Source organism: Methanoculleus chikugoensis (genome assembly GCF_019669965.1).
GTDB lineage: Archaea > Halobacteriota > Methanomicrobia > Methanomicrobiales > Methanoculleaceae > Methanoculleus > Methanoculleus chikugoensis.
Window position 1 is genome coordinate 1613951 of record NZ_AP019781.1, and the last position, 25711, is coordinate 1639661.

The 25711-nt window shown below is 62.4% G+C and carries 25 protein-coding genes; 18 read left to right on the forward strand and 7 right to left on the reverse strand.

Features of this window, described 5'->3' with window-relative positions; translation table 11 throughout:
* Positions 1-291 precede the first annotated feature (291 nt).
* The 8 genes from MchiMG62_RS08135 (at position 292) to MchiMG62_RS08170 (ending at position 8422) form a co-directional block, all read left to right on the forward strand.
* Positions 292-606 (forward strand): hypothetical protein, encoded by a 315-nt coding sequence (locus MchiMG62_RS08135; protein ID WP_221056530.1) that lies wholly within the window; start codon positions 292-294, stop codon positions 604-606.
* A gap of 215 nt (positions 607-821) precedes the next feature.
* Positions 822-2795 carry a DNA topoisomerase (ATP-hydrolyzing) subunit B gene (gyrB, locus tag MchiMG62_RS08140; RefSeq protein ID WP_221056531.1) on the forward strand — a complete coding sequence of 658 codons (1974 nt, stop codon included), beginning with the start codon at positions 822-824 and terminating at the stop codon, positions 2793-2795.
* Between the two features lie 31 nt (positions 2796-2826).
* Entirely contained in the window at positions 2827-5211 is a 2385-nt protein-coding gene (gene gyrA / locus MchiMG62_RS08145) for a DNA gyrase subunit A (protein WP_244987839.1), read from the forward strand.
* Positions 5212-5369: 158 nt separating this feature from the next.
* A complete protein-coding gene (locus tag MchiMG62_RS08150; RefSeq protein ID WP_221056533.1) occupies positions 5370-5921 on the forward strand; it encodes a DUF2178 domain-containing protein in 552 nt (183 codons plus the stop codon).
* A 5-nt stretch (positions 5922-5926) separates the two neighbouring features.
* Positions 5927-6145, forward strand: coding sequence for a helix-turn-helix transcriptional regulator (locus MchiMG62_RS08155; RefSeq protein WP_221056534.1), 219 nt, complete (start codon positions 5927-5929; stop codon positions 6143-6145).
* Entirely contained in the window at positions 6142-7053 is a 912-nt protein-coding gene (locus MchiMG62_RS08160; RefSeq protein WP_221056535.1) for an ABC transporter ATP-binding protein, read from the forward strand. Before MchiMG62_RS08155 ends, MchiMG62_RS08160 begins: the two co-directional genes overlap by 4 nt.
* The gene (locus MchiMG62_RS08165) at positions 7050-8108 is read left to right on the forward strand and encodes an ABC transporter permease (RefSeq protein WP_221056536.1); all 1059 of its coding nucleotides are present in this window, start codon (positions 7050-7052) and stop codon (positions 8106-8108) included. The genes MchiMG62_RS08160 and MchiMG62_RS08165 overlap by 4 nt, the downstream gene beginning before the upstream one ends.
* Positions 8105-8422, forward strand: a complete 318-nt coding sequence (locus MchiMG62_RS08170; protein WP_221056537.1) for a hypothetical protein — start codon at positions 8105-8107, stop codon at positions 8420-8422. The genes MchiMG62_RS08165 and MchiMG62_RS08170 overlap by 4 nt, the downstream gene beginning before the upstream one ends.
* Positions 8423-8519: 97 nt before the next feature.
* Here the strand turns inward: MchiMG62_RS08170 and MchiMG62_RS08175 are convergent, their stop codons facing one another.
* Positions 8520-8669 (reverse strand): hypothetical protein, encoded by a 150-nt coding sequence (locus MchiMG62_RS08175; RefSeq protein ID WP_342367207.1) that lies wholly within the window; start codon positions 8667-8669, stop codon positions 8520-8522.
* A 195-nt stretch (positions 8670-8864) separates the two neighbouring features.
* Here MchiMG62_RS08175 and MchiMG62_RS08180 point away from each other — a divergent pair, with 195 nt between their 5' ends.
* Positions 8865-9278, forward strand: coding sequence for a secondary thiamine-phosphate synthase enzyme YjbQ (locus MchiMG62_RS08180; protein ID WP_221058720.1), 414 nt, complete (start codon positions 8865-8867; stop codon positions 9276-9278).
* Between the two features lie 115 nt (positions 9279-9393).
* Here MchiMG62_RS08180 and MchiMG62_RS08185 read toward each other — a convergent pair whose 3' ends face one another.
* Positions 9394-9657 (reverse strand): stationary phase-response protein, encoded by a 264-nt coding sequence (locus tag MchiMG62_RS08185; protein WP_054848394.1) that lies wholly within the window; start codon positions 9655-9657, stop codon positions 9394-9396.
* Positions 9658-9723: 66 nt separating this feature from the next.
* On the opposite strand from MchiMG62_RS08185, the gene MchiMG62_RS08190 reads away from it, so the two are divergent.
* Positions 9724-10098, forward strand: coding sequence for an Sjogren's syndrome/scleroderma autoantigen 1 family protein (locus MchiMG62_RS08190; RefSeq protein ID WP_221056538.1), 375 nt, complete (start codon positions 9724-9726; stop codon positions 10096-10098).
* Here MchiMG62_RS08190 and MchiMG62_RS08195 read toward each other — a convergent pair.
* Both MchiMG62_RS08195 and glyS read right to left on the reverse strand, forming a co-directional pair.
* Complete coding sequence (locus MchiMG62_RS08195) at positions 10089-12350, reverse strand: DEAD/DEAH box helicase (protein ID WP_221056539.1); 2262 nt, start codon at positions 12348-12350, stop codon at positions 10089-10091. The two genes, MchiMG62_RS08190 and MchiMG62_RS08195, sit on opposite strands and share 10 nt — an antisense overlap.
* Positions 12347-14077, reverse strand: coding sequence for a glycine--tRNA ligase (gene glyS / locus MchiMG62_RS08200; protein WP_221056540.1), 1731 nt, complete (start codon positions 14075-14077; stop codon positions 12347-12349). Before glyS ends, MchiMG62_RS08195 begins: the two co-directional genes overlap by 4 nt.
* A 309-nt stretch (positions 14078-14386) precedes the next feature.
* Here glyS and MchiMG62_RS08205 point away from each other — a divergent pair, with 309 nt between their 5' ends.
* The 6 genes from MchiMG62_RS08205 to MchiMG62_RS08230 all read left to right on the forward strand — a co-directional run bounded on the left by MchiMG62_RS08205 (position 14387) and on the right by MchiMG62_RS08230 (position 20872).
* Positions 14387-14995, forward strand: coding sequence for a helix-turn-helix domain-containing protein (locus MchiMG62_RS08205; protein ID WP_221056541.1), 609 nt, complete (start codon positions 14387-14389; stop codon positions 14993-14995).
* A 60-nt stretch (positions 14996-15055) separates the two neighbouring features.
* A complete protein-coding gene (locus MchiMG62_RS08210; protein WP_221056542.1) occupies positions 15056-15730 on the forward strand; it encodes a metal-dependent hydrolase in 675 nt (224 codons plus the stop codon).
* Between the two features lie 1101 nt (positions 15731-16831).
* Positions 16832-17794: a sulfurtransferase gene (locus MchiMG62_RS08215; protein WP_221056543.1), complete on the forward strand. Its 963-nt coding sequence runs from the start codon at positions 16832-16834 to the stop codon at positions 17792-17794.
* Positions 17795-18045: 251 nt separating this feature from the next.
* A complete protein-coding gene (locus MchiMG62_RS08220; protein WP_221056544.1) occupies positions 18046-18381 on the forward strand; it encodes a hypothetical protein in 336 nt (111 codons plus the stop codon).
* A 147-nt stretch (positions 18382-18528) separates the two neighbouring features.
* Positions 18529-19536, forward strand: coding sequence for a phosphate uptake regulator PhoU (locus MchiMG62_RS08225; RefSeq protein WP_221056545.1), 1008 nt, complete (start codon positions 18529-18531; stop codon positions 19534-19536).
* 82 nt (positions 19537-19618) lie between these two features.
* Complete coding sequence (locus tag MchiMG62_RS08230) at positions 19619-20872, forward strand: SLC13 family permease (protein ID WP_221056546.1); 1254 nt, start codon at positions 19619-19621, stop codon at positions 20870-20872.
* Positions 20873-20879: 7 nt separating this feature from the next.
* On the opposite strand, the gene MchiMG62_RS08235 is transcribed toward MchiMG62_RS08230, so the two are convergent.
* A complete protein-coding gene (locus MchiMG62_RS08235; protein ID WP_221056547.1) occupies positions 20880-21755 on the reverse strand; it encodes a Clp1/GlmU family protein in 876 nt (291 codons plus the stop codon).
* Positions 21756-21881: 126 nt separating this feature from the next.
* Between MchiMG62_RS08235 and MchiMG62_RS08240 the strand changes: the two genes are divergently transcribed.
* Positions 21882-22403: a hypothetical protein gene (locus MchiMG62_RS08240; protein ID WP_221056548.1), complete on the forward strand. Its 522-nt coding sequence runs from the start codon at positions 21882-21884 to the stop codon at positions 22401-22403.
* A 1-nt stretch (position 22404) separates the two neighbouring features.
* On the opposite strand, the gene MchiMG62_RS08245 is transcribed toward MchiMG62_RS08240, so the two are convergent.
* Together MchiMG62_RS08245 and MchiMG62_RS08250 are read right to left on the reverse strand one after the other, a co-directional pair.
* Entirely contained in the window at positions 22405-23397 is a 993-nt protein-coding gene (locus tag MchiMG62_RS08245) for a YisL family protein (protein ID WP_221056549.1), read from the reverse strand.
* Between the two features lie 59 nt (positions 23398-23456).
* Entirely contained in the window at positions 23457-23933 is a 477-nt protein-coding gene (locus MchiMG62_RS08250; protein ID WP_221056550.1) for a pyridoxamine 5'-phosphate oxidase family protein, read from the reverse strand.
* A gap of 395 nt (positions 23934-24328) precedes the next feature.
* On the opposite strand from MchiMG62_RS08250, the gene MchiMG62_RS08255 reads away from it, so the two are divergent.
* A complete protein-coding gene (locus MchiMG62_RS08255) occupies positions 24329-25708 on the forward strand; it encodes a hypothetical protein (protein ID WP_244987638.1) in 1380 nt (459 codons plus the stop codon).
* Positions 25709-25711: the final 3 nt, after the last annotated feature.

Consider the following 25711-nt stretch of genomic DNA (forward strand, 5'->3'; position numbering starts at 1 on the left):
CCATTTGGGGGAGGGGTCGCAGGGGAGGGGGGTCTCCCCCTGTTCCCCAATTCGCACCTTCGGTGCTCAAACTCCTGTCCTTCGGACAGTCGTTCCCCCCCATGGCGATACTCCCACGGTCCACTGCATCGGGATTTTTCCCCGCTTCGATCAGTTTGTTTCTCGCAACCCGATGGAAACCGGTGATAGGTTTGAGGCAGGACCGACCCGCAGACCCGGAACCGTTTCTTTGGCACGATCATCACACGAAAAACCAGATCGTTCATATTCCCCGGCGGTGCATAGGGTAGTATGCCTGCAAAGAGCGAATTCGGCAGAGGGTTCGTCGTCAACCTGATGCTGCTTTCACGGCACTTCGGCCTGCCCCCCGAGCGAGCATTCTTCGGCGCCGCGGACCACCTCAACGACTTCATCGTGCCGGAACAGTTCCGGGGAACCGAGATCGACGAACTCGTCGAGCGGCTCCGCAAGATGGTGATCTGGCACCAGCCGGGAACCCTGGACAAGGAGGACGCGGCCGATGTGAAACGGCTCCTCAACCGGCTCGCGGTCGCGGTCGATAAAGAACTCGGCATACCCGATCCGGATACAGGAAAATACGATTGACGGGAGCGCATGCTTCCCATCCCATAACCGGGATGGCCGGAACGCCGGGGCTTTCCGGGCATGCCTGCGCTGGAGCCCCATCGAACCACAAAGCAGCAGGATTACCTCAAATCAGAGAATTTCCCGGATCCAAACAGTATAAGTGGCTACACGACCAATATATACTGTGAGTTTTGCTGTGATTCAGGACGCCGCTCGTTCAGCGGAGGTCACAAATGACTGATACCTACGATGCCTCCCACATCACGGTACTGGAAGGCCTGAGGCCTGTGCGGGAGCGCCCCGCCATGTACATAGGCAGCACGGGAACCCGGGGGCTGCACCACCTTGTCTATGAGGTTGTGGATAACGCCGTAGACGAGGCGCTCGCCGGATTCTGCGACCAGATACAGGTGATCATCAACCGGGACGGCTCGGTCACAGTGGATGACAACGGGCGGGGTATCCCGGTCGATATCATGCCCCAGTACGGCAAGAGCGCTCTCGAGATTGTTCTCACCGTGCTCCACGCCGGCGGAAAATTCGATAAGAATACCTACCAGGTCTCCGGCGGCCTGCACGGCGTCGGCGTCTCGGTCGTCAACGCCCTCTCGAGCTGGCTCGATGCGACGGTCTTCCGGGACGGCAGCGTCTATACGATGCAGTTCCGGCAGGGCCTGGTAGCAAAGCCGATCACGAGCCGCCCGGAGGCCGAGCACGAGATGGCGGTGCGCCACGAGGAGCGGTACGGTTCCCGCCCCACCGGGCAGCGGCTCGACTACGAGCGGCTCCAGGGAACCCGGATAACGTTCCAGCCCGACCGGTCGATCTTCGAGACCGTCGAGTTCGACTACGATGTGCTGGACCACCGGCTTCGCGAGCTCGCCTACTTAAACAGCGGCCTTACGATCAGCCTCCGGGATGAACGCACCGGGGACTCGGTCACGTACTGTTTCCACGACGGTATCAGAGAGTTCGTCGCCCATATCGGTGAGGGGAAAGAGAGCCTCCACGACGACGTCATCTACTTCCAGAAGCGCGACCCCGAGAGCATGGTCGAGGTCGAGGTTGCCCTGCAGTACAACGACTCATACGTAGAGACAATCTACACCTACGTCAACAGCGTGAACACCCGGGAGGGCGGGACCCACCTCGAAGGCTTCCGGAGCGCCCTCACCCGGGCGATCAACAACGCAGCCCACCGGAACAACCTTCTCAAGAACAACGACGCTCAGGTCAGGGGCGAAGACGTCAGGGAAGGGCTCGCCTCCGTCATCAGTACCCGGGTCGCGAACCCGCAGTTCGAGGGGCAGACCAAGATGCGCCTCGGGAACAGCAACGTCCGGGGCATCGTGGACTCGCTCGTCTACTCGTCGCTCACCGAGTACTTCGAGGAGCACCCGAAAACCCTCCAGGTTGTCGTGGACAAGGCACTTACGGCTGCCCGTGCCCGGGAGGCCGCAAAGAACGCCCGCGAGCTTGCCCGGCGGAAGAGCACGCTGGAATCAGCAGGTCTTCCCGGGAAACTTGCCGACTGCCAGGAGCGGGACCCGGCAAAGAGCGAACTCTACATCGTGGAAGGAGATTCTGCAGGCGGTTCCGCAAAACAGGGGCGGGACAGGAAGTTCCAGGCAATCCTCCCCCTGCGGGGCAAGATCCTGAACGTCGAGAAGGCGTCGGAGCACAAGATCCTGAAAAACGCCGAGATCCAGGCTCTGATAGCCGCTATCGGCACCGGGGTCGGCGACAATTTCGACGCTGAGAGAGCCCGGTATCACCATGTCATCCTGATGACCGATGCGGATGTCGACGGTGCGCATATCCGGACGCTCCTCCTCACGTTCTTCTACCGGTATATGACGGAACTCATCGAGAACGGCTACATCTACATCGCCCAGCCGCCGCTCTACCGGGTCGCCAGGGGAAAACAGGAGAAGTATGCCTACCGCGAGGAGGATATGCGGGAGATCGTCGCCGAGTTTGGTGAGAAGGGCGTTACGATCCAGCGCTACAAGGGTCTCGGTGAGATGAACGCCGAACAGCTCTGGTCCACCACGATGAGCCCGGAAAACCGGATCCTCAAACAGGTGAAGATCGAGGATGCCGTCTACGCAAACGAAATATTTGAGAAACTTATGGGAGAGAATGTGGACGCCCGGAGAGACTTCATCCGCCGGCATGCAAAGGAGGTGAACAACCTTGACGTCTGAAGGGGTCATCCCGATCAACATAGAAGAGGAGATGAAATCATGCTACATCGACTACGCGATGAGTGTGATCATCGGCCGTGCCATCCCTGACGCGAGAGACGGCTTGAAGCCGGTTCACCGCCGTACCCTCTACGCCATGCGGGAGCTCGGCAACACGAGCGACAAGCCCTACAAGAAGAGCGCCCGTATTGTCGGTGACGTGATGGGTAAGTATCATCCTCACGGCGATTCGGCCATCTACGACACGCTGGTGAAGATGGCGCAGCCCTTCTCCTACCGGTATACACTCGTGGACGGCCAGGGGAACTTCGGGTCGATCGACGGGGACTCCGCTGCCGCCATGCGATACACGGAAGCCAGGCTCACGAAACTCTCGGAGGAACTCCTGGCCGATATCGACAAGGAGACCGTCGACTTCGTCCCCAACTTCGATGAGTCGCTCAAGGAGCCCGACGTCCTCCCGGCCCGGATCCCGAACCTTCTCGTCAACGGGTCGAGCGGGATTGCCGTTGGGATGGCGACGAACATGCCGCCCCACAACCTCCGGGAGGTCTGCGAGGCGACCTGCCGCATCATCGACGAACCCGGCATATCCACCGAGGAGCTGATGCGGGTCATGCCCGGCCCGGACTTCCCCACCGGCGGGATCATGATGGGCACCGAAGGAGTCCGGGATGCCTACCTCACCGGGCGCGGGAAGTGCGTCGTCCGGGGAGTCGTGGAGATCGAGGAAGAGGGCCGGACACCGCAGATCATCATCAGCGAGATCCCGTTCCAGGTGAACAAAGCGCGCCTGATCGAGAATATCGCCGGCCTCGTCCGCGATAAGAGGATCGAAGGCATCTCCGACATCCGCGACGAGTCGGACCGGGACGGCATGCGGATCGTCATCGACCTGAAGAGAGGCGCCGCACCCCAGGTGATCCTGAACTTCCTCTACAAGCACACGGCGCTCGAGTCCTCCTTCGGCATCATCAATCTCGCCATCGTCGACCGCCAGCCCCGTGTTCTGAACCTCAAGGAGCTCGTCCACGAGTTCCTCAAGCACCGGGTGGACGTGGTCCGGCGGCGGACCGAGTTTGATCTCGCAAAGACGGAAGAGCGGAGGCACATCCTCAGCGGTCTCCTTGTTGCGCTCGACAACATCGACGCCGTCATCGCAACCATCCGGGCATCCGGGACGACCGAGGAGGCACAGACGGCCCTGGTGGCGAAGTTTGGTCTGGACGAGGCGCAGGCGGACGCCATCCTGAAGATGCAACTCCGGCGGCTTGCGGCACTCGAGCACCGGAAGATCCAGGACGAGCGCGACGCCCTCGCACAGGAGGTCGAACGGCTGACTGCGATCCTCGCAAGCGAAGCGAGCATCCTCGCCGAGATCAGGAAGGAACTCGTCGATATCAGCGCCCGCTTCGGTGACGAACGGCGGACCCGGATCGGGCACGCGACCGAGATCCTGGAGAAGGAGGACCTTATCGAGGACAAACCGATGCTGGTCTCGCTCACCTCCTCGAACTACGTAAAAAGGATCGACCTCGACACCTACCGGAACCAGCGGCGCGGAGGGCGCGGCGTCATCGGCATGGCGACGAAAGACGATGACGGCGTCGAGAACGTCTTCGTCGCGAACATGCTCGATAACCTCCTCTGTTTCACCGACAGGGGGAAGGTCTACTGGCTGAAGGTCTATGATCTCCCCGAGGGTCAGCGGACCGGCAAGGGCAAGGCCCTCGTCAACCTCCTGAATCTCGACGGCGAGGAGCGGGTGACGACCGTGATCCCCGTGCGGGAGTTCAGGCCGGACCACTACCTCTTCTTCGCGACGAGGGGTGGAACGGTCGCGAAGATGGCGCTCGACGAGTTTTCGCGGCCGCGGCAGACCGGGATCAACGCCATCAACCTCCGTGACGATGATGCGGTGGTGGACGTGAAGGCGACCGACGGGAACCGGGAACTGATCCTGACGACGCAGTTCGGGCAGAGCCTCCGGTTCCACGAGGAGGCCGTCCGCCCGGTTCACCGCAACGCCATGGGTGTGCGGGGGATCAAGCTCCGCCACGGCGATGCACTCCAGGCGGTAGCGGTGGTCGAGGAGGATCATCTCCTCACCATCACGGAGCAGGGCTACGGGAAGCGGACGGAGTTCGATGAGTTCCGCGGTCACGGCAGGGGCACGCTCGGGGTGCGAAACATCGTCGTCGACGCCCGGGCAGGCAACGTCGTCGGGTCGATGGCGGTCTCCGACGACGACGAGATTATCGTGATGAGCGCGTCCGGCATCGTGATCCGGACGAAGGTATCCGAGATCTCGATCCAGAAGCGGGGCACCCGCGGCGTCCGGGTCATGAAACTCGACGACGGCGACCGGGTTATCGGGTTCACGATCCTGGATTCTGAAGACGGGGAAGAGGCATAAGCGCCCGTCCCCCCTCTTTTTGCACATTTTTTTCGGATCCCTGCGTGGCCTTCAGCCTCTGATTGACTGTTGTGAAACCCTGCTACATAGAGAAACCGGCTGCACCATATAGGAAGATATTTACCCAATAAGAGAAGCATGTGTTACATTGAGACACTATGAAACAGAGAACCTATCTCATCTGCATTGCCCTGGTGGCGGCCGGTCTGATCCTTGCTCTTGGGTTCGGCCTGACAACCGCAAACATGATCGTCCCGGTCGTTGCCGTCGTCGCTGGAGTCGCTATCCTGGCACTCTGCCGCCGCAACGTGACGGAGGTCACGGAAGACGAACTCTCCACGATCCTGCACGGGAAGGCGGCACTCAGCGCACTCGAGGTGACCATTATCGTCGCCGCGATCGGGTTTGCCGTACTGATGACCTTCTCGTTCGGCGAGGGGTGTACATCAGGCATAAAAACGTATGACAATGGGTCGATTCGTCTTTTTTATGGGATTCCTGACTATCACTACGAAAGTTCTTGTTTTATCCCCGATCCGGCGCACCTGACCTTTGACGACCTCCATGCCATCGAGACTATGTTTGCCGAAGGCCACCGCATCCGTGATACAACCCGCGCGTTCGGCGCAGCACTCGGGATGGTCACGGTACTGCTGGCCGTGCTGTACGGCGCGTTCCTGTGGTATTACAACAGAAAATACGGGGCGTAAAGCCGATGAAGAACAAGATCAAGGTCTTTCGCGCGATGCACGACATGACTCAGGAGGAACTTGCCGATACAATCCGGGTCACCCGGCGGACGATCAACTCTATCGAGCGGGGGAAGTACAACCCCTCCATCGAGGTCGCTTACAAGATTGCGAAGACCTTCGGCGTCACCATCGAGGAGGTCTTCTGCTTCGAGGACGACGAGGATACGGAGGCCGGGCGATGATCCGCTGCGACCACCTGACCAGGGTCTACGACGGCATCCCGGCCGTGGACGACCTCTGCCTCGAGGTTCCCGCCGGCGAGGTCTTCGGGCTGCTCGGCCCGAACGGCGCCGGGAAGAGCACCACCATCCTGATGCTCGTCGGGCTCATCCAGCCGACATCGGGCGCGTGCTCTATCGACGGGATCGAGGTTGCCGCCCACCCAATCGAGGTGAAGAAGAAGATCGGTTACATGCCCGAAGACGTCGGGTTCTACGCCGACCTCACCGCAAAAGAGAACCTCGACTACGCGGCGAGGTTCTACGGCCTGAAGGAGGACGAGCGGAAAAGGCGGATCGACGACCTCCTCGCCCTCGTCGGGCTGGACGGCGTCGGGACGAAGGTCGGCGGCTACTCGAAAGGGATGCGGCAGCGGCTCGGCCTCGCCCGGGCCCTCGTCAACGATCCCGCCGTCGTCATCCTCGACGAGCCGACGGCAAACCTCGACCCCCGGGGAGTGCTGGACTACCGCCGGATCGTCAGGGAACTTGCCGACCAGGGAACGACCGTCCTCGTTTCTTCACACATCCTCCCGGAGGTGAGCAAAGTCTGCACCTCCGTCGGGATCCTCGCACGCGGCAAACTCATCGCGTCCGGCGACCGGGAGATGCTCTCGCGCGCTGCGATGCAGGACCGGGTGACGATCGACGTCGAGACCATGACCCCGATGCCGCGGCTCACGAACCCGGAAGTCCTCTCTACGGAGTATTCGCAGGACGCCTGCTCCGCCCGGATCGTCGCGAAGAGCGATATCAGCACCCTCATCGCAGAGGCTCTGTACGCCGAAGGCGTCCTCCCCCGGCGACTGACGGTCGAGAAGCCCGACATGGAAGATATCCTGCTCTCGTATTATACGGAGGGAACCGCATGACCGCAACCGGACTTCGTATCATCGCGGGCAAGGAGTTCTCCGACCATCTCCGGAGCAGGCGGTTCCACCTCCTCTTCGCGATCCTGGCCGTCGTCGCCGCCGTCGGCATGATCACCGGAGCGGTCCAGTACTCGAAAGACCTCTCCGACTACAACGCGGTCCAGATGATTGCGGAGAATGAAGACGACCCGACGCTCGCCGGCAATCTTGCTGGAATGAAACCCTCCGTCCTCTCGGCATACTCCCAGATGGGAATGCTGATGGCCGGTATCGGCGTGGTGCTCGGGATCGCGATGGGGTTCGACCTGGTGACCCGGGAAAAGGAGAGTAAATCCCTCAAAAGCCTGCTCGCCTACCCGGTGTTCCGCGACGAGGTGATCAACGGAAAGGCCCTCGGAGGCGTCGGTGCAATCGCGCTCGCGATGGGGGTCGTCCTGGCCGTCTCCGTTGCAATCATGGCCCTGTTCGGCATCGTCCCGAACGTCGACGAGTTCGCCCGCATCCTGGTCTTCGGGGTGGCGTCGTTCCTCCTCGTCTTCACGTTCTTTGCCCTCGCCCTCCTGATGTCGACGGTCTCGAAAGACAGCGGGAGCGCCCTGCTGTACTCCCTGATCGTGATGATCGTCCTCTCTTCGTTCGTCCCGATCTTCGCGTACACCCCGGTATACTCGGCCGTCTTCGGCGACGCCCCCACCCCGCCGGGCATGTCCACCTACTCCTACCAGCAGAGCTCTTCGGCCTACACGGTGACATCGGTCGCGGTTGCATACAAATCCGACGATGCCGTAGACCCGGAAGCCCTCGCGGAGTACGAGCGGGCATCGAGAGAGTACATGAACCAGAAACGGGCGATCACCGATATCGTCACGCTCGTCTCGCCGACCGGCAACTACCAGACGATTCTCGGCGCCGCATCACAGCCCGCAGGGGATAATACTCCGGGGCTCGGAAGTCTGCTCGGCGCCCTCGCCTGCAACATCATCGCCCTGCTTGCAATGCCGGCGGCCTTCTTCGGGCTGGCATGGGTCCGGTTCATGCGGGAGGATATCCGATGACCAAAACCCCCTCATGGCTGGAGAAGCCGAGCGTGGTGCTCATCATCCTCCTTGCCGGGCTGACGGCGGCGACGGTCTCGAACATCGTCGGGAGAGAGGTCGCCGTCTATCTCATGGCGGTGCTGGCGGTCGCGAGCGCAGTCGTCGTGTACTTCGATGCGACGGCGATCGGTGCCGGAACCCGGGCAAAGATCGAATGGCTCCGCGATATCGAGACCTGGAAGCCGGCCTCGTGGGCAATCTGGGTCATCATCTTCTGGCCGTTCTTCCTGCCGTATTATCTCTGGAAGCGGAATGTGGTAAAGAACTCCTGAACCCCACCCGGGAAGATGGTCATCCGACTGCGGGCCGGGGCCACGGGCCTGCTGACGCTCACGTCCCGCAGAGGTTCGCCGGACGCCCTCATGGAGCTCAGAACGCCGGTTTCGTGAAGTACCGGAGCGCCTCAGGCCGGTGCCGCTTGAGTTCCACAAAGAAGTACTGTGCGAGCTCTGGGTCGGAGTCGTCGATCGCCTGCTTGCAGGGTGCGCAGCAGCCACCCCGGGATATCCTCGCCCGCATCAAGCGTATTCATCACGACAACGATTGCCTCGTCTACATCCTGTCCATCATTCCAGCGATAGGGCACCCGGCACCATCTCCGGAGAGGAGATATCCGTCTCGCACATAAAGCGTCTCCGGGGCGTCCCGGTTCCGCAGGAACACGAGGTTTAAGTGACCCACAGGACAACAGGAGGTGCGGATGAGGTGTCCATGATGTTCCGTACGACAATCAGGGTAGATACGCACGGGGAAGGAGAGATCGTCGACCTCACGCCCCGGGTGGCGCAGGCGGTCGCCGAGAGCGGTGTTCGGGAAGGCCTCGCGAACGTCTTCGTCGCGGGCTCGACCGCCGCCGTCACCACCATTGAGTACGAGCCGGGCGTGCTCACCGATCTCTCCCGGGCGCTCGCGGTCATCGCCCCGGCCGATATCCCCTACGCCCACGATGCGGCATGGGGCGACGGCAACGGCCGCTCGCACGTCAGGGCGGCGATCGTCGGCCCGTCGCTCTCCATCCCGGTGATCGGCGGTGCGCTCGCGTGCGGCACCTGGCAGCAGATCGTCCTCCTGGAACTCGACGTGCGATCGAGACGCGAGCGGACGGTCTACGTCACCGTCACAGGCTGAGATTACGACCGGATTGCCGCACGGCGGACAAAAGGGTACGGTGTTCGGGCCGGAGACCCGGATAGTATCGCCCTGCTTCCGGCCCGGGCCGGATCGCTCGGGGAGAATGAGTGGTTTAATCGAGAGGTACCGTTTCGAGTTGAGATACCAGTTCCCAGATGCGGGTCCGTGCATGAACCGGCATGTTCGGATCGTTGCTGATCTCGTCGATCATGGAGATTGCGGTTGCGGCGCGAAGGCCGATGCTTCTCGATTCGTCCTGGAGAACCGATCTGGTTGAGTCTGCGACGCGCCGGATATTTCTTGGAATGGTAGAATCTTCGCTGATATTCTGCAGCATCTGAATGCAGATCCGTATTGTTTCGTCTGGACTTGCCATTAGAATTACCCCTCTATTATTAATGGCATCCAGACATATATAAGTTCATTAAGGGAGTTCAACGAAATGACGGCTGATCAGGCTGACGAAGTCATGGCCGAGTATCTCCTCAAGGGAGGAAAGATGCTCGCTAAATCCTGTAAGGTCTGCGGCTACCCCCTGTTTGAGTATAAGGGAGAGACACAGTGCGTCATCTGCCCGCGTGTCGCTCCAGAAGAGCCTCTTCCCGAGCCAGAGCCCCCTGCACCGGCCCCGGAACCCGGACGGGCCCCGGCACCGGCATCACGAGAAGTGCAGGGCGAGGCCGCCGCCGAGATCGAGCGGACGATCGTCCACCTCTGCGAACGGATCAGAACGGATCAGAGGCCCGACGAGTGCCTGACCCTGATGAAGGCGGTCGAGCGGGGCGCCAGAGCCCTCGCGAGACTGGGTCAGCGATAGGGTCTGCGAGCGAGATCCCATATCGCACGGGCGGTCTTTTCCCCGATCCCGTACACCGACGAGAGTTCCTCCGGTTCGGCATCGACAATCGCTTTAAGCGACCCGAAGTGTTCGAGGAGGAGACGTGCGCTTTTTAGGCCGACGCTCGGGAACGCAGCGAGCGCGTACTCCTGCTCCTCGCGGACCGAGCGGTACGACTTCTTCGGGTGTATCTTCCGCTCTCCCCGCTCGCTCCCCTCTCGCTGTGCGAGGACGTAGAGCGTCTCGGCGGTGTCGTCCGCATCCCTGGTGCGTATCAGCGCGACGCCCATATCGACCGTTATGGCCGCAAGCGTGCCCCTGATTGCGTTCGGGTGGATGTTTCGCACCGCATAGAGGTCGTCCTCTCCCTCGATGATCAGGACGGGACGCAGCACCGCGTCGGCCATCGCCTTGATCTGCCCGAAGAGATCACGCTCGACGAGGGTGTTCATGAAATCCTGCACGGTCTTCCTCTCCACGAGGATACGGTCGCCGATGGCGTAGTCGCCGACCTCGAGGCGCTCCAGGGCGATCGATGCCCCGAGTTCGTACAGGCGCCCGACGACCCTCGACGACGTCTCACGGTCGTCGATGGTGATCGCCGGCCCCGCCGGGGCAAACGAAAGGATCTCCGCCTGTCTGGTTGCGGCCGGGACGGACGGGGTCGGGGCAGGAGCGGGAGCGAGCAGGGGCGCAGCGCTCATCTCCTTGATCCCTGTCACCATCGCCCGCTCCCGGCTCTGGCTCACGTACCGGAACGTCTCGTCGGACGTGCCTTTCGTCACCAGCACGACGATCGTGCCGCTGCCGCTCCGCCCGGTCCGACCCTTCCGCTGGATGCTCCGGATCTCTGAGGGGACGGCCTCGTAAAAGATCACCATATCCGTCGAGGGGACGTCGAGCCCCTCCTCGCCCACGGAGGTCGCGATCAGGCACTTGAACTCGCCCTCCCGGAACCGGGCGAGACTTGCGATCTGCTCCTTCTGCGAGAGTCCCCGCTCCGCGTCCCTGGACGCCTGGCCGACGAACCGCTCGCAGGCGATACCGGCGGCGGTGAGCGTATCCACGAGCGTCTGGACGGTGTCGCGATAGGTGGCGAAGACGATGATCCGGCTCTCGGGGTGCGCCGCAAGCTGCGCCCGCACCAGTTCGCGGACGATCGAAGCCTTGGGGTGCAACTCCTCCTTCCAGCCGGCGGCGGCCTCGACGAGGCCCAGGTAAGCGGGATCGGCGACGAGGCGCTTGCTCGCCTTGCTCCCCGAGCTCGAGGCGCCTTCCGCGCCGAGCCGGCCGAGGTAGAGTTTGAGCGCCTCGCTTCCTTGCGTCTCGGCAAGCGATATGGCGTGCCGGAGTTTCATGCACTCGGCATGCAGGGATGCCGCGATGAACGCCGATGGATCGCGCGTCCGTATACGCTGCTGGATCTGGGCGTTCAAGGCATTAAGCGCCTTCATCGAGAGTTTGTCCGGTTTCGGAACGCGGAAGTTGAGCTTCGCGAGCCGGGCAAGGCGCGACTCCACGAGCCCCCGGAGGACAACGATCGCCGCCTGCAGTTCTTCGGGCAGGTAGACGTCGACGTACTGGATCTCGCGCTCGTGGATGTAGGGCCGGACATCTTCGTCGGTCTCCACCCGGGTCTCGACCGCCTCGATATGCAGGTTGTTGCAGACTTCCTGCACCTTCGCCGGGTCCCCGCCGGGGGAGGCCGTCATCGCGAGCAGCAGGGGATCGTTCGCCGCGGTACAGTAGTGCTGTGCGAGAAAGACGTAGGCGTAGTTCCCCACCGCCCGGTGGCACTCGTCCACGACCAGCAGCACGACGTCGGCGAGGCTGTACCTCCCCGCAAGGCAGTCGTTCTTGATCACCTGCGGGGTGGCGAAACAGACCCGGCACGCCTCCCAGGCCCGCGCCCGCTCCTCCGGGGAGGTGTCGCCGGTGAACATGGCAAAATCGGATTCATCCGGCTCGGAGCCGTCCCGGATGAGCAGGAACTGTTTGAAGAAACGGAGGTGCTGCTCGACCAGAGGTTTCGTGGGCGCAAGCACGAGCACTCTCCCGGGGTGAGAATAGAGACGGGACGCCGCGACGATGAGCGCGACGGCCGTCTTCCCGAGCCCCGTCGGGAGGACGACCATCGTGTTCGCATCAAGCGCCCGGAGCGCGATGGAGAGTTGATACCGCCGTTCCTCGATGCTCTCCGGCCGGATCAGCGGGTGAGAGACGTAGTTCATGCCCTGATGTCACGGAACGCGGTGGTGCCGGAGATGAGTGCGGAGAGGATCTCGGGCAGGCGCTCGATCGGTATGCGGACCTGCTCCATGCTGTCGCGGTCTCTCACGGTCACGGTGTTGTCCTCAAGCGTATCGTAGTCGACGGTGACGGCGAAGGGCGTCCCGACCTCGTCCTGCCTCCGGTAACGCCGGCCGATGGCGCCGGAGTCGTCGTACTGGGCGAGGATGCGGCACTGCGTGAGCCTCTCCGTGATCGTCTGTGCAATATCGTCGAGACCGTCGCGGTTCATCAGCGGGAAGACAGCGGCCTGGATCGGCGCGACCGCCGGCGGGAGCCGGAGCACTTTCCGGATCTCGCCGTCGACCTCTTCCTCGGCGTAGCTGTGCTCGAGGGCGACGTAGATCATCCGGTCGATGCCGTAGGATGGCTCGATGACGTGGGGCATCACCTCTTCGCCGCGAACTTCGACCTCCTCCTCGCGAACCTGGTAGAGGTCGGCGGGGATGAAGAACTCCTCCCCGTCGACGGTGACCCGCGCGCCGTCCTCTCCCGGCTCGGATGCGGCGAGAGCATCCGCGATCGCCTTCGCCTTGCCGCGGTACTGCGGTCCGAGCACCCCCATGTCGGCCACGATCCGCCGTTTCACGACCCGTTTCGGCTCGTCGTAGGGCATGAAGACCGTCATTGAGGTGCCGGAGTGCTCCGCATGCGAGCGCAGGTCGTAGTTGGTGCGGTCGGCGATGCCGACGATCTCCACCCACCCGAACCGGCCGGAGTAGACCTCGGCGTCCCAGCAGTCGGCCGCGTAGTGCGCCCGCTCATCGGTCAGGTGCTGGCGGAACCGGAGTTTTGCCGGATCGACACCGATGGCGGTCAGGATCCGGTGCGTGAGCGCGATGTAGTAGGCGACGTACTCGTTCGCGATAACTCCCTCGCCTACCGCGGCGCGCATCGTCATTGCGGCCGGCTCCTGGCCGTCGAGCTGCCGCGCGATGGTGAGGAGAGGGGCCGTGTAGTCCGCGTAGCGGTGGAAGGCGGGGTGATCCTTCTCACCCGGATGGACGAAGATCTCGGCTTCCGCCTGAGAGAACTCCCGCAGCCGGATCATGCCCTGGCGGGGGGAGATTTCGTTGCGGTAGGACTTCCCGATCTGAACGGCGCCGAAGGGGAGTTTGTCCCGGTAAAATCGCAGGAGCCGGGAGAAGTCGGTGAAGATGCCCTGGGCGGTCTCGGGGCGCAGGTAGCCCTTCCGCTGCGAGCCGGGACCGATGGTCGTCTCAAACATCAGGTTGAACGCAAAGACTCCCGCTTCGCCCAGGGGTTCCTTGCATGACGGGCAGGGAAGCTCATAGAGTGCCGCCTGGAGCGCCTCCGCCGAGAGCGTGCCCGCGTTCGCAACGCCGTTCTCTTCCGCGATATGATCGGCGCGGAGGTACTCGCCGCAGTGCGGGCACTGCACCATCTTGTCGGCGAACTCTTTCACATGGCCGGATGCGACGAAGATCGCTTCGTTTCCGACGGTGGGGCATTCGATCTCGTAGTAGCCTTCCTGGAAGACGTAGAACGACCGCCAGAGATTCTCGACGTTTCGCTTCAGCATCGCTCCAAGCGGGCCGTAATCGATGAATCCGGCGACCGACCCGTATATCTCGGATGAGGGCCAGACAAAACCCCGTCTTCTGGCTACTTCCATGACTTTTTCGTAAATATCGCTCGTTTCGGCCATAGTCTTGCAGTACAGTTGAGCGGCGGTGCTAATAAAGAATAGTCCTCACCTCGCACGAGATCACGATCCTTCGAGAAATAGATGATCCGGCAGAGGGTTTTTTTTCACGGCAGGGCATATCCCGGAAGATATGGTGACATCCACCGAAACGATCCTTCTGTTTTGAGAGTTTATATGGTAATGTTTAAATGTTAGCGGTTGTAATGTAGGGAACGTTACGCCCCGGTCGGGGGAAAATGTATATATACCGGGTCGCCATGGGTGACCTTCAGAACCAGACGGTGGAATACAGAACTGAGAGAGACGGACATGGCAGAAGATACCCGCAAGCAGCAGCTCCTCGAGCTGTTCACGACCATCACGAACAAGAAGACGATCGTCGAACCGATGAGAAAGGTTCACGGTACGCTCCGGGATCGCGACGCTGTGGAGCGCGAGATTGCCCTGATCATGCGGGAGATCCTCGATCGGGGGTATTTCAAAACCAAACTCGCCCCGCGGCAGCTCGCGAAACTTGTGGTCGCGTACTACGACGGTAAGAACGACACCGAGATCGCGAGGGCGCTCGGCGATGAGAAGCTGAGCAAGACCGTGGCGCGTGCCCGGGTCCGCCTCAAACTCTTCCGGGAGCTCGATTTCAAGATGCCGTTCGACCAGGCGGCGATGGCGGAACTTCTTGATTCGGGAAAGACCATGAAGGAGATCAGCGAGGAACTCGATGTAAGCCCCTCGACACTCCGTGAGTACCGCCACGTGATCGAGCAGCAGAGAGACACCACACTCGACCCGTTTCTGGAACGGATCAGGGACGTCATGGAAGACCGCGATCTCTCCGAGACGATGACGCGCGGTGTCATCAACGACGGCCTTAGCGAAGCGATCGACATCACCGAAGCGATAGATATGGGGGAGTTCTGAACCCCGGTATCCTCATAACCCACTGAACACTTTTTTAACATCCGAGCCGATCTCTTCTCCATGAGGTTGACCTGGCTTGGCCACGCGTGTTTCTCTCTTGCAGGATCGCGGACGATCCTCATCGATCCCTTCATCCCGGAGGGATCTCTCGCCACAGAGCCCGATATCGTTGCCGTGACGCACGCTCACGCCGACCACCTGGGTATCACCGTAAAACTCTCGAAGAAGACGGTCGCCATCAACGAGGTGGCGAAGTACCTGAAGGCAAAGGGCGTTCCCGTCGAACCGATGAACCTCGGCGGCACCATCACCGTCGACGGCGTTCGGTTCACGATGACGCCCGCGCTCCATTCGTCGTGGCTGGAGGACGAGGGGGCGGGATTTTACGGTGGTGTGGCCGCCGGATTCGTCATCACGATGGACGGCGTCAGCGTCTACCACGCCGGCGACACGGCGCTCTTCTCCGATATGCAGCTCATCCGCGACCTCTACCGACCGGACGTGGCGCTCCTCCCTGTAGGCGGGTGTTACACAATGGGGCCCGAAGAGGCGATGATCGCGGCGCGGTACATCGGCGCGCCGCTCGTGATCCCGATGCATTACGACACCTTCCCCATCATCCAGCAGAACCTGGAGGAGTTCAAGCGAACCATCGAGCGGACGACGTCGATCCGGGTCGCGTTGCTCTCGCCGGGAGAGAGCATCGAGGTCGGCCCGGAGGGGGGCGGGGAGTGAGGGGTTCGCACTCCGGCCTCTCCGGGAGCAACGGGGCTTTGCGGTTACAGAGAGCGTATGCTCGGGGGTATTTTTTGGTGGCATATTTGACTGAGGGTTGAGGAAGATCAACTCACACCTTCGGTGCTTGCGCTCCTCCAGCCACATTTTGGGACATCTTAAGTCCCGCGCACGGATTTCCATCGGATATCGCCATTGGGGGAGGGGCTGACGGGGAGGGGGGCATGCCCCCCTCCCCTGTCTCTGCCCTGTATGCCGATATCTGTAACCCCACTCGAAGACCTTCGGTTTTCTCAAACTCCCAGCGTTGTCCGTCGCCCTTCCTGGGCAGTCGGACTCCCCCTATATGGGCGCTCGCAAGCCTCTCCTCAAAACCCCCCACCCCCGCGCTTCGCGCTCCTCATTCGCACCTGACGGTGCTCAAACTCCGCTCCTGATGGAACGTCGTTCCGCCCCCCCAAGGGGGCGGGCAGTGCGTGGCGATATGTGACTGGCCAAAGGGCAGGAGCAGGAGAAGACCGAAGGTCTTAGACCGGCGATTGGCCAAAGGACAAGAACACGAACACCGAAGAACAACGTTCCTTCGGAATGCGATGGGCCGAAGGGCCGGAGCATGAGCATCGAAGGTGTGCAGTCCCCTCGAAATCCGTGCACGGGCTTTACGACATAGTGAAGAAGAATCACCATAAGGCGAATCACCCGTACGACAGAGTTCAAGAAGACATCAGGCTTCCAAATGCGAGCATAAGTGGCATACGAGAAGACCAAAGGTCTTCGAGCCGCGATGGCAGTGGCCGTAAGCACCATCGGACTTCGAGCAACAGCAGATCGGAGGTTGCCAGAGGTGCAACGTCGTCTCCCCATGAGCAGCCCACGAACAACCTTTCACACACCCAAACCCCCATACCGGCACCTATTGAACCAGCGCGCCAACCTTCAGAGCTCGTCGCTTTAGCAAACGTGCTCACCGGAACGCAATACTCCAACTCACCAGACCCCGCCCCCCACTCGATCCTGCACAAAGATATATGTGGTCTCAAACCTGGAGTGACGCGGGCTCACCGGCCCCCGGTGAGAGTATCCAGCATGAGGTGAGGGAAAATGGAAGAGAAGATGTTTACTCCCGGCGGGATGGAGCGCCTGCAGGCCACGAGCGACCGGGAGAATATCCCGTACCCCCGTGGCGACGGGAAGGTCAAACTGGTGAACTCGGAGTGGCTGGACCGCCACCGGAACGACGCCAACCTGACGGTCGTCGACGTTCAGCCGAACATACACGACTACATCCAGGAGCATATCCCCGGTGCCGTCTACCTGACCGAAGGCGTGCTGCGAGTATCCAACCGCGGCTTTCCGGGGTCGTACAGCCCGAACGCCTGTATCCAGGAGTCGTTCCGACGTGCGGGCATCGACGCCGACTCCCCGGTCGTTGTCTACACCGGGAAAGGCGCGTTCTCCGGCGCGGGCGACGGGCTCGGGCAGACGATGATGGCCTATACCCTCGCGAAATACGGTCACAACACCGTATACATCCTCGACGGCGGGATTGACGCGTGGAAGAGCGAGGGGCGGGAACTCTCGCAGGACTATCCCGCGGTCGAGCCGTCCAGCTTCATCGCCGAGGTTCGCGACGACTACCCCATCGGTTACGAGGAGTTCGTGCGGATCAAGGACAACGACAACGTGGTCGTGCTCGATGCGCGCCCGGCAAAGGTCTATGAAGGGAAGGGGCCCTGGCGGAAGGCCGGGCATATCCCCGGTACCGTCAACCTGCCCTGGAAGAGCCTGATGCACGAGGCGAATCCGGCACGGCTCAAGTCGAACGACGAGCTCGACACGATCCTGGAAGAACACGGCGTCGACCGGAGCAAGGCGGTCATCTGCTCGTGCGGAACCGGTCGGGAGGCCACGAACGAGTTTGTCCTCTTGAAATGGCTCTACCTCTACCCAAACGTCCGGATCTACGAGGGTTCGTTCACCGAGTGGGTCACCTATCCGAATAACCCGGTCGTAGAGGGGCCGAAACCCCGAGGGGCGAGCGTTGAGGCGGCTCCCGCACGGTAACCCTTAAATTCCCGGGCAACCGGCCAAAACCTTTATTTTCTACATTTCCAGAACAGGAATTATTAAATATTAAAATGCACTAGATAGACCTAGAGAGATTTGGATCCACACAAGACACTTCCCCCCTTGACGTCGTCTTTTCGTGTATCCTCTTCTCTCTAAATGCGACGGCCCGTAGGGCCGGAGCTCGAGAAAACGCGAAGCGTTTTCGAGTTGCGATGGTCCGAAGGACCGGAGCAGAAGCGCCACAGGTGCAAAACCGCATTTCTTCAGGGCTCGCTCTCCACCGGGAGGCAGGTCTCCGCGACCCATCACCGCGTTCTGCCGGTCAAACCGCCATCATCCCGCCGGCGGTGGTGGCCGGCCTCGTCCTGGTGCTCCGGTCGATGAGCCTGATCGCCTCCGGGCTGCTGGTTGCCGGACAGATCGTCGGGCCGATAGCAGGCGCGCTCGTTGCCGTGGTCCTGATGAAGATAGAGCCCCGGGCTCCCCAGGACAAAGCCGCCGCACGACGATACCGGATCGGGTCGATCGCAACGACCGCTATCCTCTTCACCCTGCCCCTCTGGATCACGGCGCTCATGTGATATAACGACAGTATTCGCCCGCCGGAGATCGCGCGGGCGGATGTTCCCGAAAACGACTATACCAATATAGTCGCTCCTCGTAGATACCGGTGGCGTATATAGCCCGCAGAACTCATATATCCTCCCGGCACCAATGCCTACCAACCCATGGAGATCAGAAAAGTCCAGATCACCGGCGGTTCGTCATACATCGTATCCCTGCCGAAACAGTGGATCAGGGCCGCGAATATCCAGAAGAACGACCCGGTGGGATTGGTCGTGCAGCCCGACGGATCGCTCCTGATCACCCCGAAGATCAGCGGCGAGCCGGCCCACCGGACCAGGACCTTCGAAGTAGGAGCCGCAACCGACCGCACCTACCTGCTCCGCCTCCTTGTGGGAGCGTACATTGCCGGGTTCACGACCATCCGTCTTGAGTCGAAAGGAAGGATGCCGCCGTTCATCCTGCAACTCGTCCGGGAGTTCACGCAGATGGCGATCGGCCAGGAGGTGGTCGGCGAGACCGACACCTCGATAACGATCAAGGATCTCCTCAACCCCGCAGAGATGCCGCTTGAAAACACCATCAAACGGATGCACCTTCTCGCGCGGGGCATGCAGCAGGACGCTATGGCCGCGCTACGGGGGCACGATGCGGCTCTTGCGGGCGATGTCGTCGCGCGGGACACGGAAGTCGACCGGCTGCACTGGCTCGTTGCGCGGCAGAACAATCTCATCGCGAGCGACGCCACGCTCGCGCGCCGGATGGACATCCCGGTAGCCCAGGCGGCGTACTGCTTTCAGGTGAGCAGGATCATCGAGCGGATCGCCGACCACGCCACCCGGGTCGCGCACAACGCCCTCCTCCTGATCGACCGGGAGATCGAGACGGCGACCCTCGATCTCATGGACGAGGCAAGCACGCTTGCCCTGCAGATCTTCTCGTGGAGCATGGAGGCGTTTCACACGGGAGACGTCGAGAAGGCAAACGCGACGCTTCAGAGGGTGCGCGACCTCGAGGAGACGACACGCGATATCGTTACCCGGGTACTCCGGTTCGAGGCGGTGACGGCGATCCCGATTGGGCAGATCACAGACAGCATCCGGCGGATCGGAGAATACTCCGGCGACATCGGCGAGTGCGTCATCAACTATACCGTCGGACGGGAGGCCTGACGGCTCTTCGGCTCCGGGAGATCCCTTTTTCGGATAGAGGGCAAAACCAATCGGTTGCACGCAGTTCTTCGCCGGCGATATCATGGGCACACTCATCCCGCTCGTCGTTCTCGTCATCGTCTTCCTCCTGATCGCGGTCAGAAAGATCGGGAACGTCAACTTCCGCATCTGGCAGGTGATGCTCCTCGGTGCGGCGGCCGTCCTCGCGACGGGATCGATCGCACCGCTCGACGCGCTCGCGTCGATCAACCTCGACGTGATGCTCTTCCTCTTCTTCATGTTCGTGATCGGGGAGGCACTCGCGTCGAGCGGTTACCTCCACCACCTCTCCTTTCGCTTCTTCTCACGGGCGGGGTCGGCCAGGCATCTGGTCGTTCTCATCCTCATCGGCGCAGGCGTCCTCTCGGCGCTCCTGATGAACGACACGCTCGCGGTCGTCGGCACCCCGCTGATGCTCTACTTCGCCCGGCGGCACGGTATCTCCCCAAAACTCCTCCTGCTCACCCTTGCGTTCGCCGTCACGACCGGAAGCGTTGCAAGCCCCATCGGGAACCCGCAGAACCTCCTCATCGCGCTCTCGGGCGACATTGCAAACCCGTTCATCACGTTTCCCCTCTATCTCGCCGTCCCGACAGCGATCTCCCTCCTGCTCGTCTACGCCTTTCTCTGCCGGGCATTCCCGGAAGAACTCAACTCCACCGTCCCGCTGGTTCACCGCGATGAGACGATCTGTGATCCCGGCCTCGCGGCCCTCGCCCGCCTCTCGCTCATCCTGCTCGTCATCATGATTGCAGTTAGAATAGCGGCGGTGACGCTCATCCCGGGTCTCGATATCCCGCTGACCTGGATCGCGGCCGTTGCAGCCATCCCCATCCTCGCCGGGAGCGGGCGGCGGTTGGAGATCCTCCGCCGGATCGACTGGCCGACACTGGCGTTCTTCGCCGGCCTCTTCGTCCTCATGGCGAGCGTCTGGCAGTCGGGGTTCTTCCAGCCGCTCGTCGAAGGGAGTTCGCTCGATCTCGGCGCCGTCCCGGTCATCGTCGCAACCGGCGTCGTCGTCTCCCAGTTCATCTCGAACGTCCCCTTCGTCGCCCTCTTCCTCCCGGCCCTCTCCCACCTCGGGACGTCCACCGTCGGGCTGATGGCGCTTGCGGCCGGCAGCACCATCGCCGGGAACATGCTGATCCTCGGCGCGGCAAGCAACGTCATCGTCATCCAGGGTGCGGAGAAGGGAGGCGAGACGCTGACATTCTGCGAGTTTGCGCGGGTCGGTGTCCCGCTCACCCTCGCCCAGGCGGCGGTCTACATAATCTGGCTCTCGCTCATCCCTGCGTGAGAGAGGCTCAGCGCCGGAACGACTCCATCGACCCCGGAGCCGCCCCGAGATCCAGGGAGATCGAACCGAACCGGATCGAGGCGACGGCGGCCGGGTCGAAGGGCGGGGCGAAGACCTCGAGCCGCCTTCCGGGGTGCAGGTCCTCGACGATGCCGAGAGCGATGACGAAGTTCTCGGGGTCATTGAGGGAGACCAGCCTCCCGCCGATCCCACGGGGGTTCCCGAGGTCGGGCACCCTGCCCTGGAGCCCGAGCCCCCGGAGCGGGATATCCTGAGATTCTGCGCCGGCAAAATAGGCCGTGAACCGTTCCTCGCGGTAACGTCGCCGTCCGGCGGCAGGCCGGGCAACTACGGCAGGGGAGACAGCCAGCCGGTGGATTAGAGTCCCCGGACGACGGGCAAAGTTCGCGAGCAGCCGTTCGAGCTCCCGCCCGCGCTGGAGGGCGACGATGCGGGTGGGGCGGAGGAGATCGATCATCTGCAACTGGAACTCGATGCCCACCCCGCCGGAGACGAGCCCGGGCGAGTCGATGACGGTGACGCGGGCGGAGAGTTCGTCGGCCTTCTCGGCGAGGCGTTTTGCTCCCGTGAGGATCTGGACGAAGTGGCCGCCCGGGGACGTCGAACCGACGAACCGGAGATAGGGGTCCGACGGGTCGGGATAGACAGCCATCCCCTCGGTCGTCGGCGGACCGATCCGGGACTGCCCGGTGTCGCAGTCGACGTATGCCGCCCTCGTCTGCGCCGCCGCCGTATCGACGAGATACCGACAGAGCGTCGTCTTCCCGCAGTCCGTCGCCCCGACGACGTAGACGCGCTCACCGGCATCCGAACCCCGGAGCGCCGCGGCGAGGTCTTCCCATCCTTCCCCGATGCTGATCAACCTGGTACGCCTCCCTGGAGGAACTGTTGCGCTCGAAAGGTATAGTGCTTGGCGCAATGCCTCCCGCCCAAAGACCACACCTCCCCGGGAGAGGGTTTATAGTAAGGGTGCCCTTACCTGCAGGCCATGGACAGAACGCCAACAACCACCGAACCGGTGCCCGCAGCCCTCGGCAGGACGTTCCCCACCCTCATGGCTGCGTCCCTCTCCGGCAGGGTCGTCACCCTCCCCGACGATGCCGAGGGCGACGTCTCGCTCGTCGTCCTCGTCTTCCTTGAGTCCGCCGGGCCGATGGCGGAGTCCTGGAGCGGCCCCTTCGTCGGAGCGTTCACCGAGAATCCCCGGGTGAAGACCTACCTCGTTGCGGTCATCGGGGACAGCCTCATCGGGAGTTCACTCGCCGACCGCATCCGGCAGGGGCTCGCGGGCGGCACCCCTCCCGCAGAGCACGACCGGGTGCTGATCTACCCGGAGGATATCGAGCGGTGCCGGCGGGCCTACGCGATCGGCGACCCTTCGCTCGCCTACATCTACCTCCTGGATGGGCGCGGCATCATCCGCTGGATGGAGAAAGGGACCGCAACACCGGAAGGCCTCGCCGGCCTGCTCGATACCGCCGGGGCAATGCTCGAACCGTTCCTTGTGTGACTCACGGCAACGGACGGCGGCGGGCCGGCAGGACAGCGGCAATGAAGGCAAGCACGGGGCCGATCACGAGCCCCGCCCAGGTGACCAGGGCGAGAGGGCCGAGCGCCGCCATGGCGATGCGCTCCCCGGCCCCGACGTGCCTGCGGAAGGCCACCAGGAGCGCCCAGACCCCGAGGAGAACGGGGATGACCGCGAAGACAAGGGTCAGGAGGAGAGCGGCCCCGGCGTCCGTTCCCACGGCCGCGATAACCATCTGCATCAGGGTCATGGCGCCGCTCCCGATGTAGAGGAGACCGACGATCGCCGCAAAGAGCGCGAAGGGGGAGAAGGGGCGGCGACTCCGGAGCAGCAGGGCGGCCCCCGTGACAAGGACGGCGATCATCGGTGCGAAGATCAGGAGGAGAGGCTGCCCCTCATGGCGGTGGATGGCAACGACGTCGATCGGAACCCGAACCCATTCTCCGAGGGTGTAGGACTCGACGTAGCCAAGCGCAAGAGCATAGTTCCCTCCCTCCTCGGGGGTGTAGACCGCGAGGGTATAGTCACCGGTCTGCGGCGCCGCCGTATCGATCCGGGCGAGTTCATAGAGTTTCGACGGCGTGAACGGTTCGTACTCCGGCTGCCCGGGAAGATTCCCCGGCACCGCCGTCGCGCCGGTACCCTCCGGGACAGCCACGTAGGGCGGAACAGTGCCCGAGTTCACGATACCCGGCCCCGTGAGCACCATGCCCGGCACAAACCCGCCTGCACGCGGAACCTGAAGCGTTGCGTATATCCGCTCCCCTTCCTCCATCCGGAACCGGTAGTACCGGGCGGCGGGGCCGTCCGGCAGGGTGTCGTAGATCACCCACGACTTTGCAGGATCTTCTACGACGAACGCCGAGTCGGATGACGACCCGTCCCGGGCGAAGAGCGGAACGTGAGCAAGAGCGGGCGTCGCGACCAGCAGTGCGATAAGAAGAGCGGAGAGCACCAAACGGCATCCCGGAGCCATAGCCGTCCCGTGTCTTCCCGACTCATAAGGGTTCCGCGCCCCGGGCTCCGTCAAAAAAGTTAGAGGTTCTTTAAGGCAACGATATCGGTCACGCCGGTCAGTTTCCAGATGTTCGAACGCTCTTCGGAGGCGATCGCCTCGATCGGCTCCTCCGGCTTATGGCCGAGCGCTGCGAGGATGTTCTTCGAGAGGTTGTGCGCCTTGATCATAGTCACGAACTTCTCCCTGATGATCTTCTTCTCGATCGCGTCCTCAAGCTGCACCAGGTACCCCTGCATCGTCACGAAGGTGTAGCAGGAGAGATCACCGGAGTACTTCTCGATCTCGACGGAGACGTATGGATGCTGCCGGAAGAGATCGTTCTTCCTGCCGTACTTGGTTGCCAGGAAGTAGAGAAACTTTCCGTCGAAGACATACAGGAACGGGGCGATATAGGGGTATTTAGCCCCCTGGAACGCGATACGGCTGAGAAACCCCTCCTCGATGAGCTTATCGTACTCCGCTTTATCCATATTCGGTATCTTCACGATCTCCATCAGGCTTCCTCTTAACCCGGTAACCCGCGAGAGTACATATAGGTTTCCAGGGGAGAGAAGGCAACGCCCCTGGAGTTCGGCGTAACCGACCGGCAGCAGGCGCGACCACGATACTACCAGCCTCAAGAGCCGGAATCGAGGATCGTGACCCAACCCGAAGCAGAACCATCGGGCCCTCCCCGCCGCAGGGCTCCCACGTCTCAGGAGGGGGCGGAAGGGGTTCGCCTGTCGGCCGGTTCCGGCCCGGGTCGTTCGTGACGACTTCGGTGCTGCCGGGCACGCAGCTAGGGGATGGCGGATCTCCGGCGGTAGCGGAAACGGTTTTGCCGGAGGGGTGTTTTTTCAAAATGTGCAATATAATAATATTTATATAAATCCACTGAAAGAAAATGCTCATGAGCAAGCACCATGAGAATGCTCTCATTTTCCTGGGAATTGCCGTTTGCGCGGGATTCCTCCTCACCATACCGGCCGTTGCCGACTCGGGCCAGGGGCTCATGGCACTTGAGTCGGGAGAGTTATTGCCGTTCTCGCCCGGCAACCTGTCGGCGATAGGGGACACACTGGAGCCATCCGACCTCCGGGTACTCGCCGATGAGGGGAACGCAACAGACACGGCCCCGGTACTCCCGGAGGAGGACAACGCAACCGAGACCTCCCCGGCGCACATGGATGAGAGGGATAACCCCGATCCGTTCGCAGAGTTCCAGGACGGGGAGAACGCCTCCTCTCCACCCGAAGAACCCCTCTCCGAGAGCGATGCGGAGCCGGTGATGCATGCCGTGCCGGAGAGCACCGACCGGCCCGTTCCTGTGGTCGGGGCCCCTTACGAGGGAACCGGCGATTATGACGACGAACGGCTGGCCGGGCTGGTCGAGACCGCCAGCATCCGCCTGATGAGACTCTCGATGGAGCATGCCCACGCCCTCTATCTGCAGGACGCAGATGCCGCTGCCGTAGCGGCGGACGACATGCATGCGTTCTCCGTCAGGCTGCTCGGCGAGGTGCAGCCGCTCCAGGTCTCCCCGGAACGGCAGCCCTTCAAGGACGAGTTCGTCAGGTCGCTCGAAGCATACTCAGCAGCAAGCAAGACGCTCCTCGACCCGGTTGATACCGGCGAAGATGCCGTTCCGACGGCGTTCAGGGATCTCGCCACGGCATCGGAGGGGCTTGAGAATGCCACCCGGCAGGCCGCCGAGATACAGCCGACAGACGGCGGCATCTCCACGATGAACGTTGCCGCCAGCACCTTTGCGGTCAGCACCGGACCGGTCGTGGTCGCACCGCCGGAGAAGGTTCTTCCGCTCATGGACCGCCACACCTACGACGATCCGGGCGGCGAGAACATGATCTCGCTGCTCGCCGAGTCCACCCGGACCGCAACGACATACCGGGAATTTCCCGGCAATGAGTCGACGCCGACCGTCGAAGCAGGCGAGGGGCGTATGTTCTTCCTCGTAGCCGTCAAATCGACCAACCTCGGGCACAAGGGCGACTCCGACCTCTACACCATCGAGTCGCCCGCACGGGACGCGTTCGTCCTCGAATACGGGGGAACCACGGTTGCCCCCCTGGATGTCCCGCCCTTCACCACGCTCGGGGAGTCGTTCGACAAAAAACCGCTTGAGCGGTACGAGTCGCTGAAAGGCTACCTCTACTTCGACGTCCCGGATACGTTCGAGGTCTCCGGGGCGACGCTCAGGGCGGATCTCGGGTATGCCGGCACTCCGGCCTGGATACTCGACGAAGGATCCGGCGACGCGGAAGCGGTCTAACCC

Bases quoted from the DNA above. Each gene is read 5' to 3' on its own strand.
- MchiMG62_RS08135 (WP_221056530.1), top strand. From the start codon at position 292: ATGCCTGCAAAGAGCGAATTCGGCAGAGGGTTCGTCGTCAACCTGATG.
- MchiMG62_RS08170 (WP_221056537.1), top strand. From the start codon at position 8,105: ATGACCAAAACCCCCTCATGGCTGGAGAAGCCGAGCGTGGTGCTCATC.
- MchiMG62_RS08195 (WP_221056539.1), bottom strand. From the start codon at position 12,350: ATGAACTACGTCTCTCACCCGCTGATCCGGCCGGAGAGCATCGAGGAA.
- MchiMG62_RS08180 (WP_221058720.1), top strand. From the start codon at position 8,865: ATGTTCCGTACGACAATCAGGGTAGATACGCACGGGGAAGGAGAGATC.
- MchiMG62_RS08190 (WP_221056538.1), top strand. From the start codon at position 9,724: ATGACGGCTGATCAGGCTGACGAAGTCATGGCCGAGTATCTCCTCAAG.
- MchiMG62_RS08210 (WP_221056542.1), top strand. From the start codon at position 15,056: ATGAGGTTGACCTGGCTTGGCCACGCGTGTTTCTCTCTTGCAGGATCG.
- MchiMG62_RS08215 (WP_221056543.1), top strand. From the start codon at position 16,832: ATGGAAGAGAAGATGTTTACTCCCGGCGGGATGGAGCGCCTGCAGGCC.
- MchiMG62_RS08255 (WP_244987638.1), top strand. From the start codon at position 24,329: ATGAGCAAGCACCATGAGAATGCTCTCATTTTCCTGGGAATTGCCGTT.
- MchiMG62_RS08185 (WP_054848394.1), bottom strand. From the start codon at position 9,657: ATGGCAAGTCCAGACGAAACAATACGGATCTGCATTCAGATGCTGCAG.
- MchiMG62_RS08150 (WP_221056533.1), top strand. From the start codon at position 5,370: ATGAAACAGAGAACCTATCTCATCTGCATTGCCCTGGTGGCGGCCGGT.
- MchiMG62_RS08155 (WP_221056534.1), top strand. From the start codon at position 5,927: ATGAAGAACAAGATCAAGGTCTTTCGCGCGATGCACGACATGACTCAG.
- gyrA (WP_244987839.1), top strand. From the start codon at position 2,827: ATGAAATCATGCTACATCGACTACGCGATGAGTGTGATCATCGGCCGT.
- MchiMG62_RS08240 (WP_221056548.1), top strand. From the start codon at position 21,882: ATGGACAGAACGCCAACAACCACCGAACCGGTGCCCGCAGCCCTCGGC.
- MchiMG62_RS08230 (WP_221056546.1), top strand. From the start codon at position 19,619: ATGGGCACACTCATCCCGCTCGTCGTTCTCGTCATCGTCTTCCTCCTG.
- MchiMG62_RS08225 (WP_221056545.1), top strand. From the start codon at position 18,529: ATGGAGATCAGAAAAGTCCAGATCACCGGCGGTTCGTCATACATCGTA.
- MchiMG62_RS08175 (WP_342367207.1), bottom strand. From the start codon at position 8,669: ATGCGGGCGAGGATATCCCGGGGTGGCTGCTGCGCACCCTGCAAGCAG.
- MchiMG62_RS08165 (WP_221056536.1), top strand. From the start codon at position 7,050: ATGACCGCAACCGGACTTCGTATCATCGCGGGCAAGGAGTTCTCCGAC.
- MchiMG62_RS08250 (WP_221056550.1), bottom strand. From the start codon at position 23,933: ATGGAGATCGTGAAGATACCGAATATGGATAAAGCGGAGTACGATAAG.
- MchiMG62_RS08205 (WP_221056541.1), top strand. From the start codon at position 14,387: ATGGCAGAAGATACCCGCAAGCAGCAGCTCCTCGAGCTGTTCACGACC.
- glyS (WP_221056540.1), bottom strand. From the start codon at position 14,077: ATGGCCGAAACGAGCGATATTTACGAAAAAGTCATGGAAGTAGCCAGA.
- gyrB (WP_221056531.1), top strand. From the start codon at position 822: ATGACTGATACCTACGATGCCTCCCACATCACGGTACTGGAAGGCCTG.
- MchiMG62_RS08160 (WP_221056535.1), top strand. From the start codon at position 6,142: ATGATCCGCTGCGACCACCTGACCAGGGTCTACGACGGCATCCCGGCC.
- MchiMG62_RS08245 (WP_221056549.1), bottom strand. From the start codon at position 23,397: ATGGCTCCGGGATGCCGTTTGGTGCTCTCCGCTCTTCTTATCGCACTG.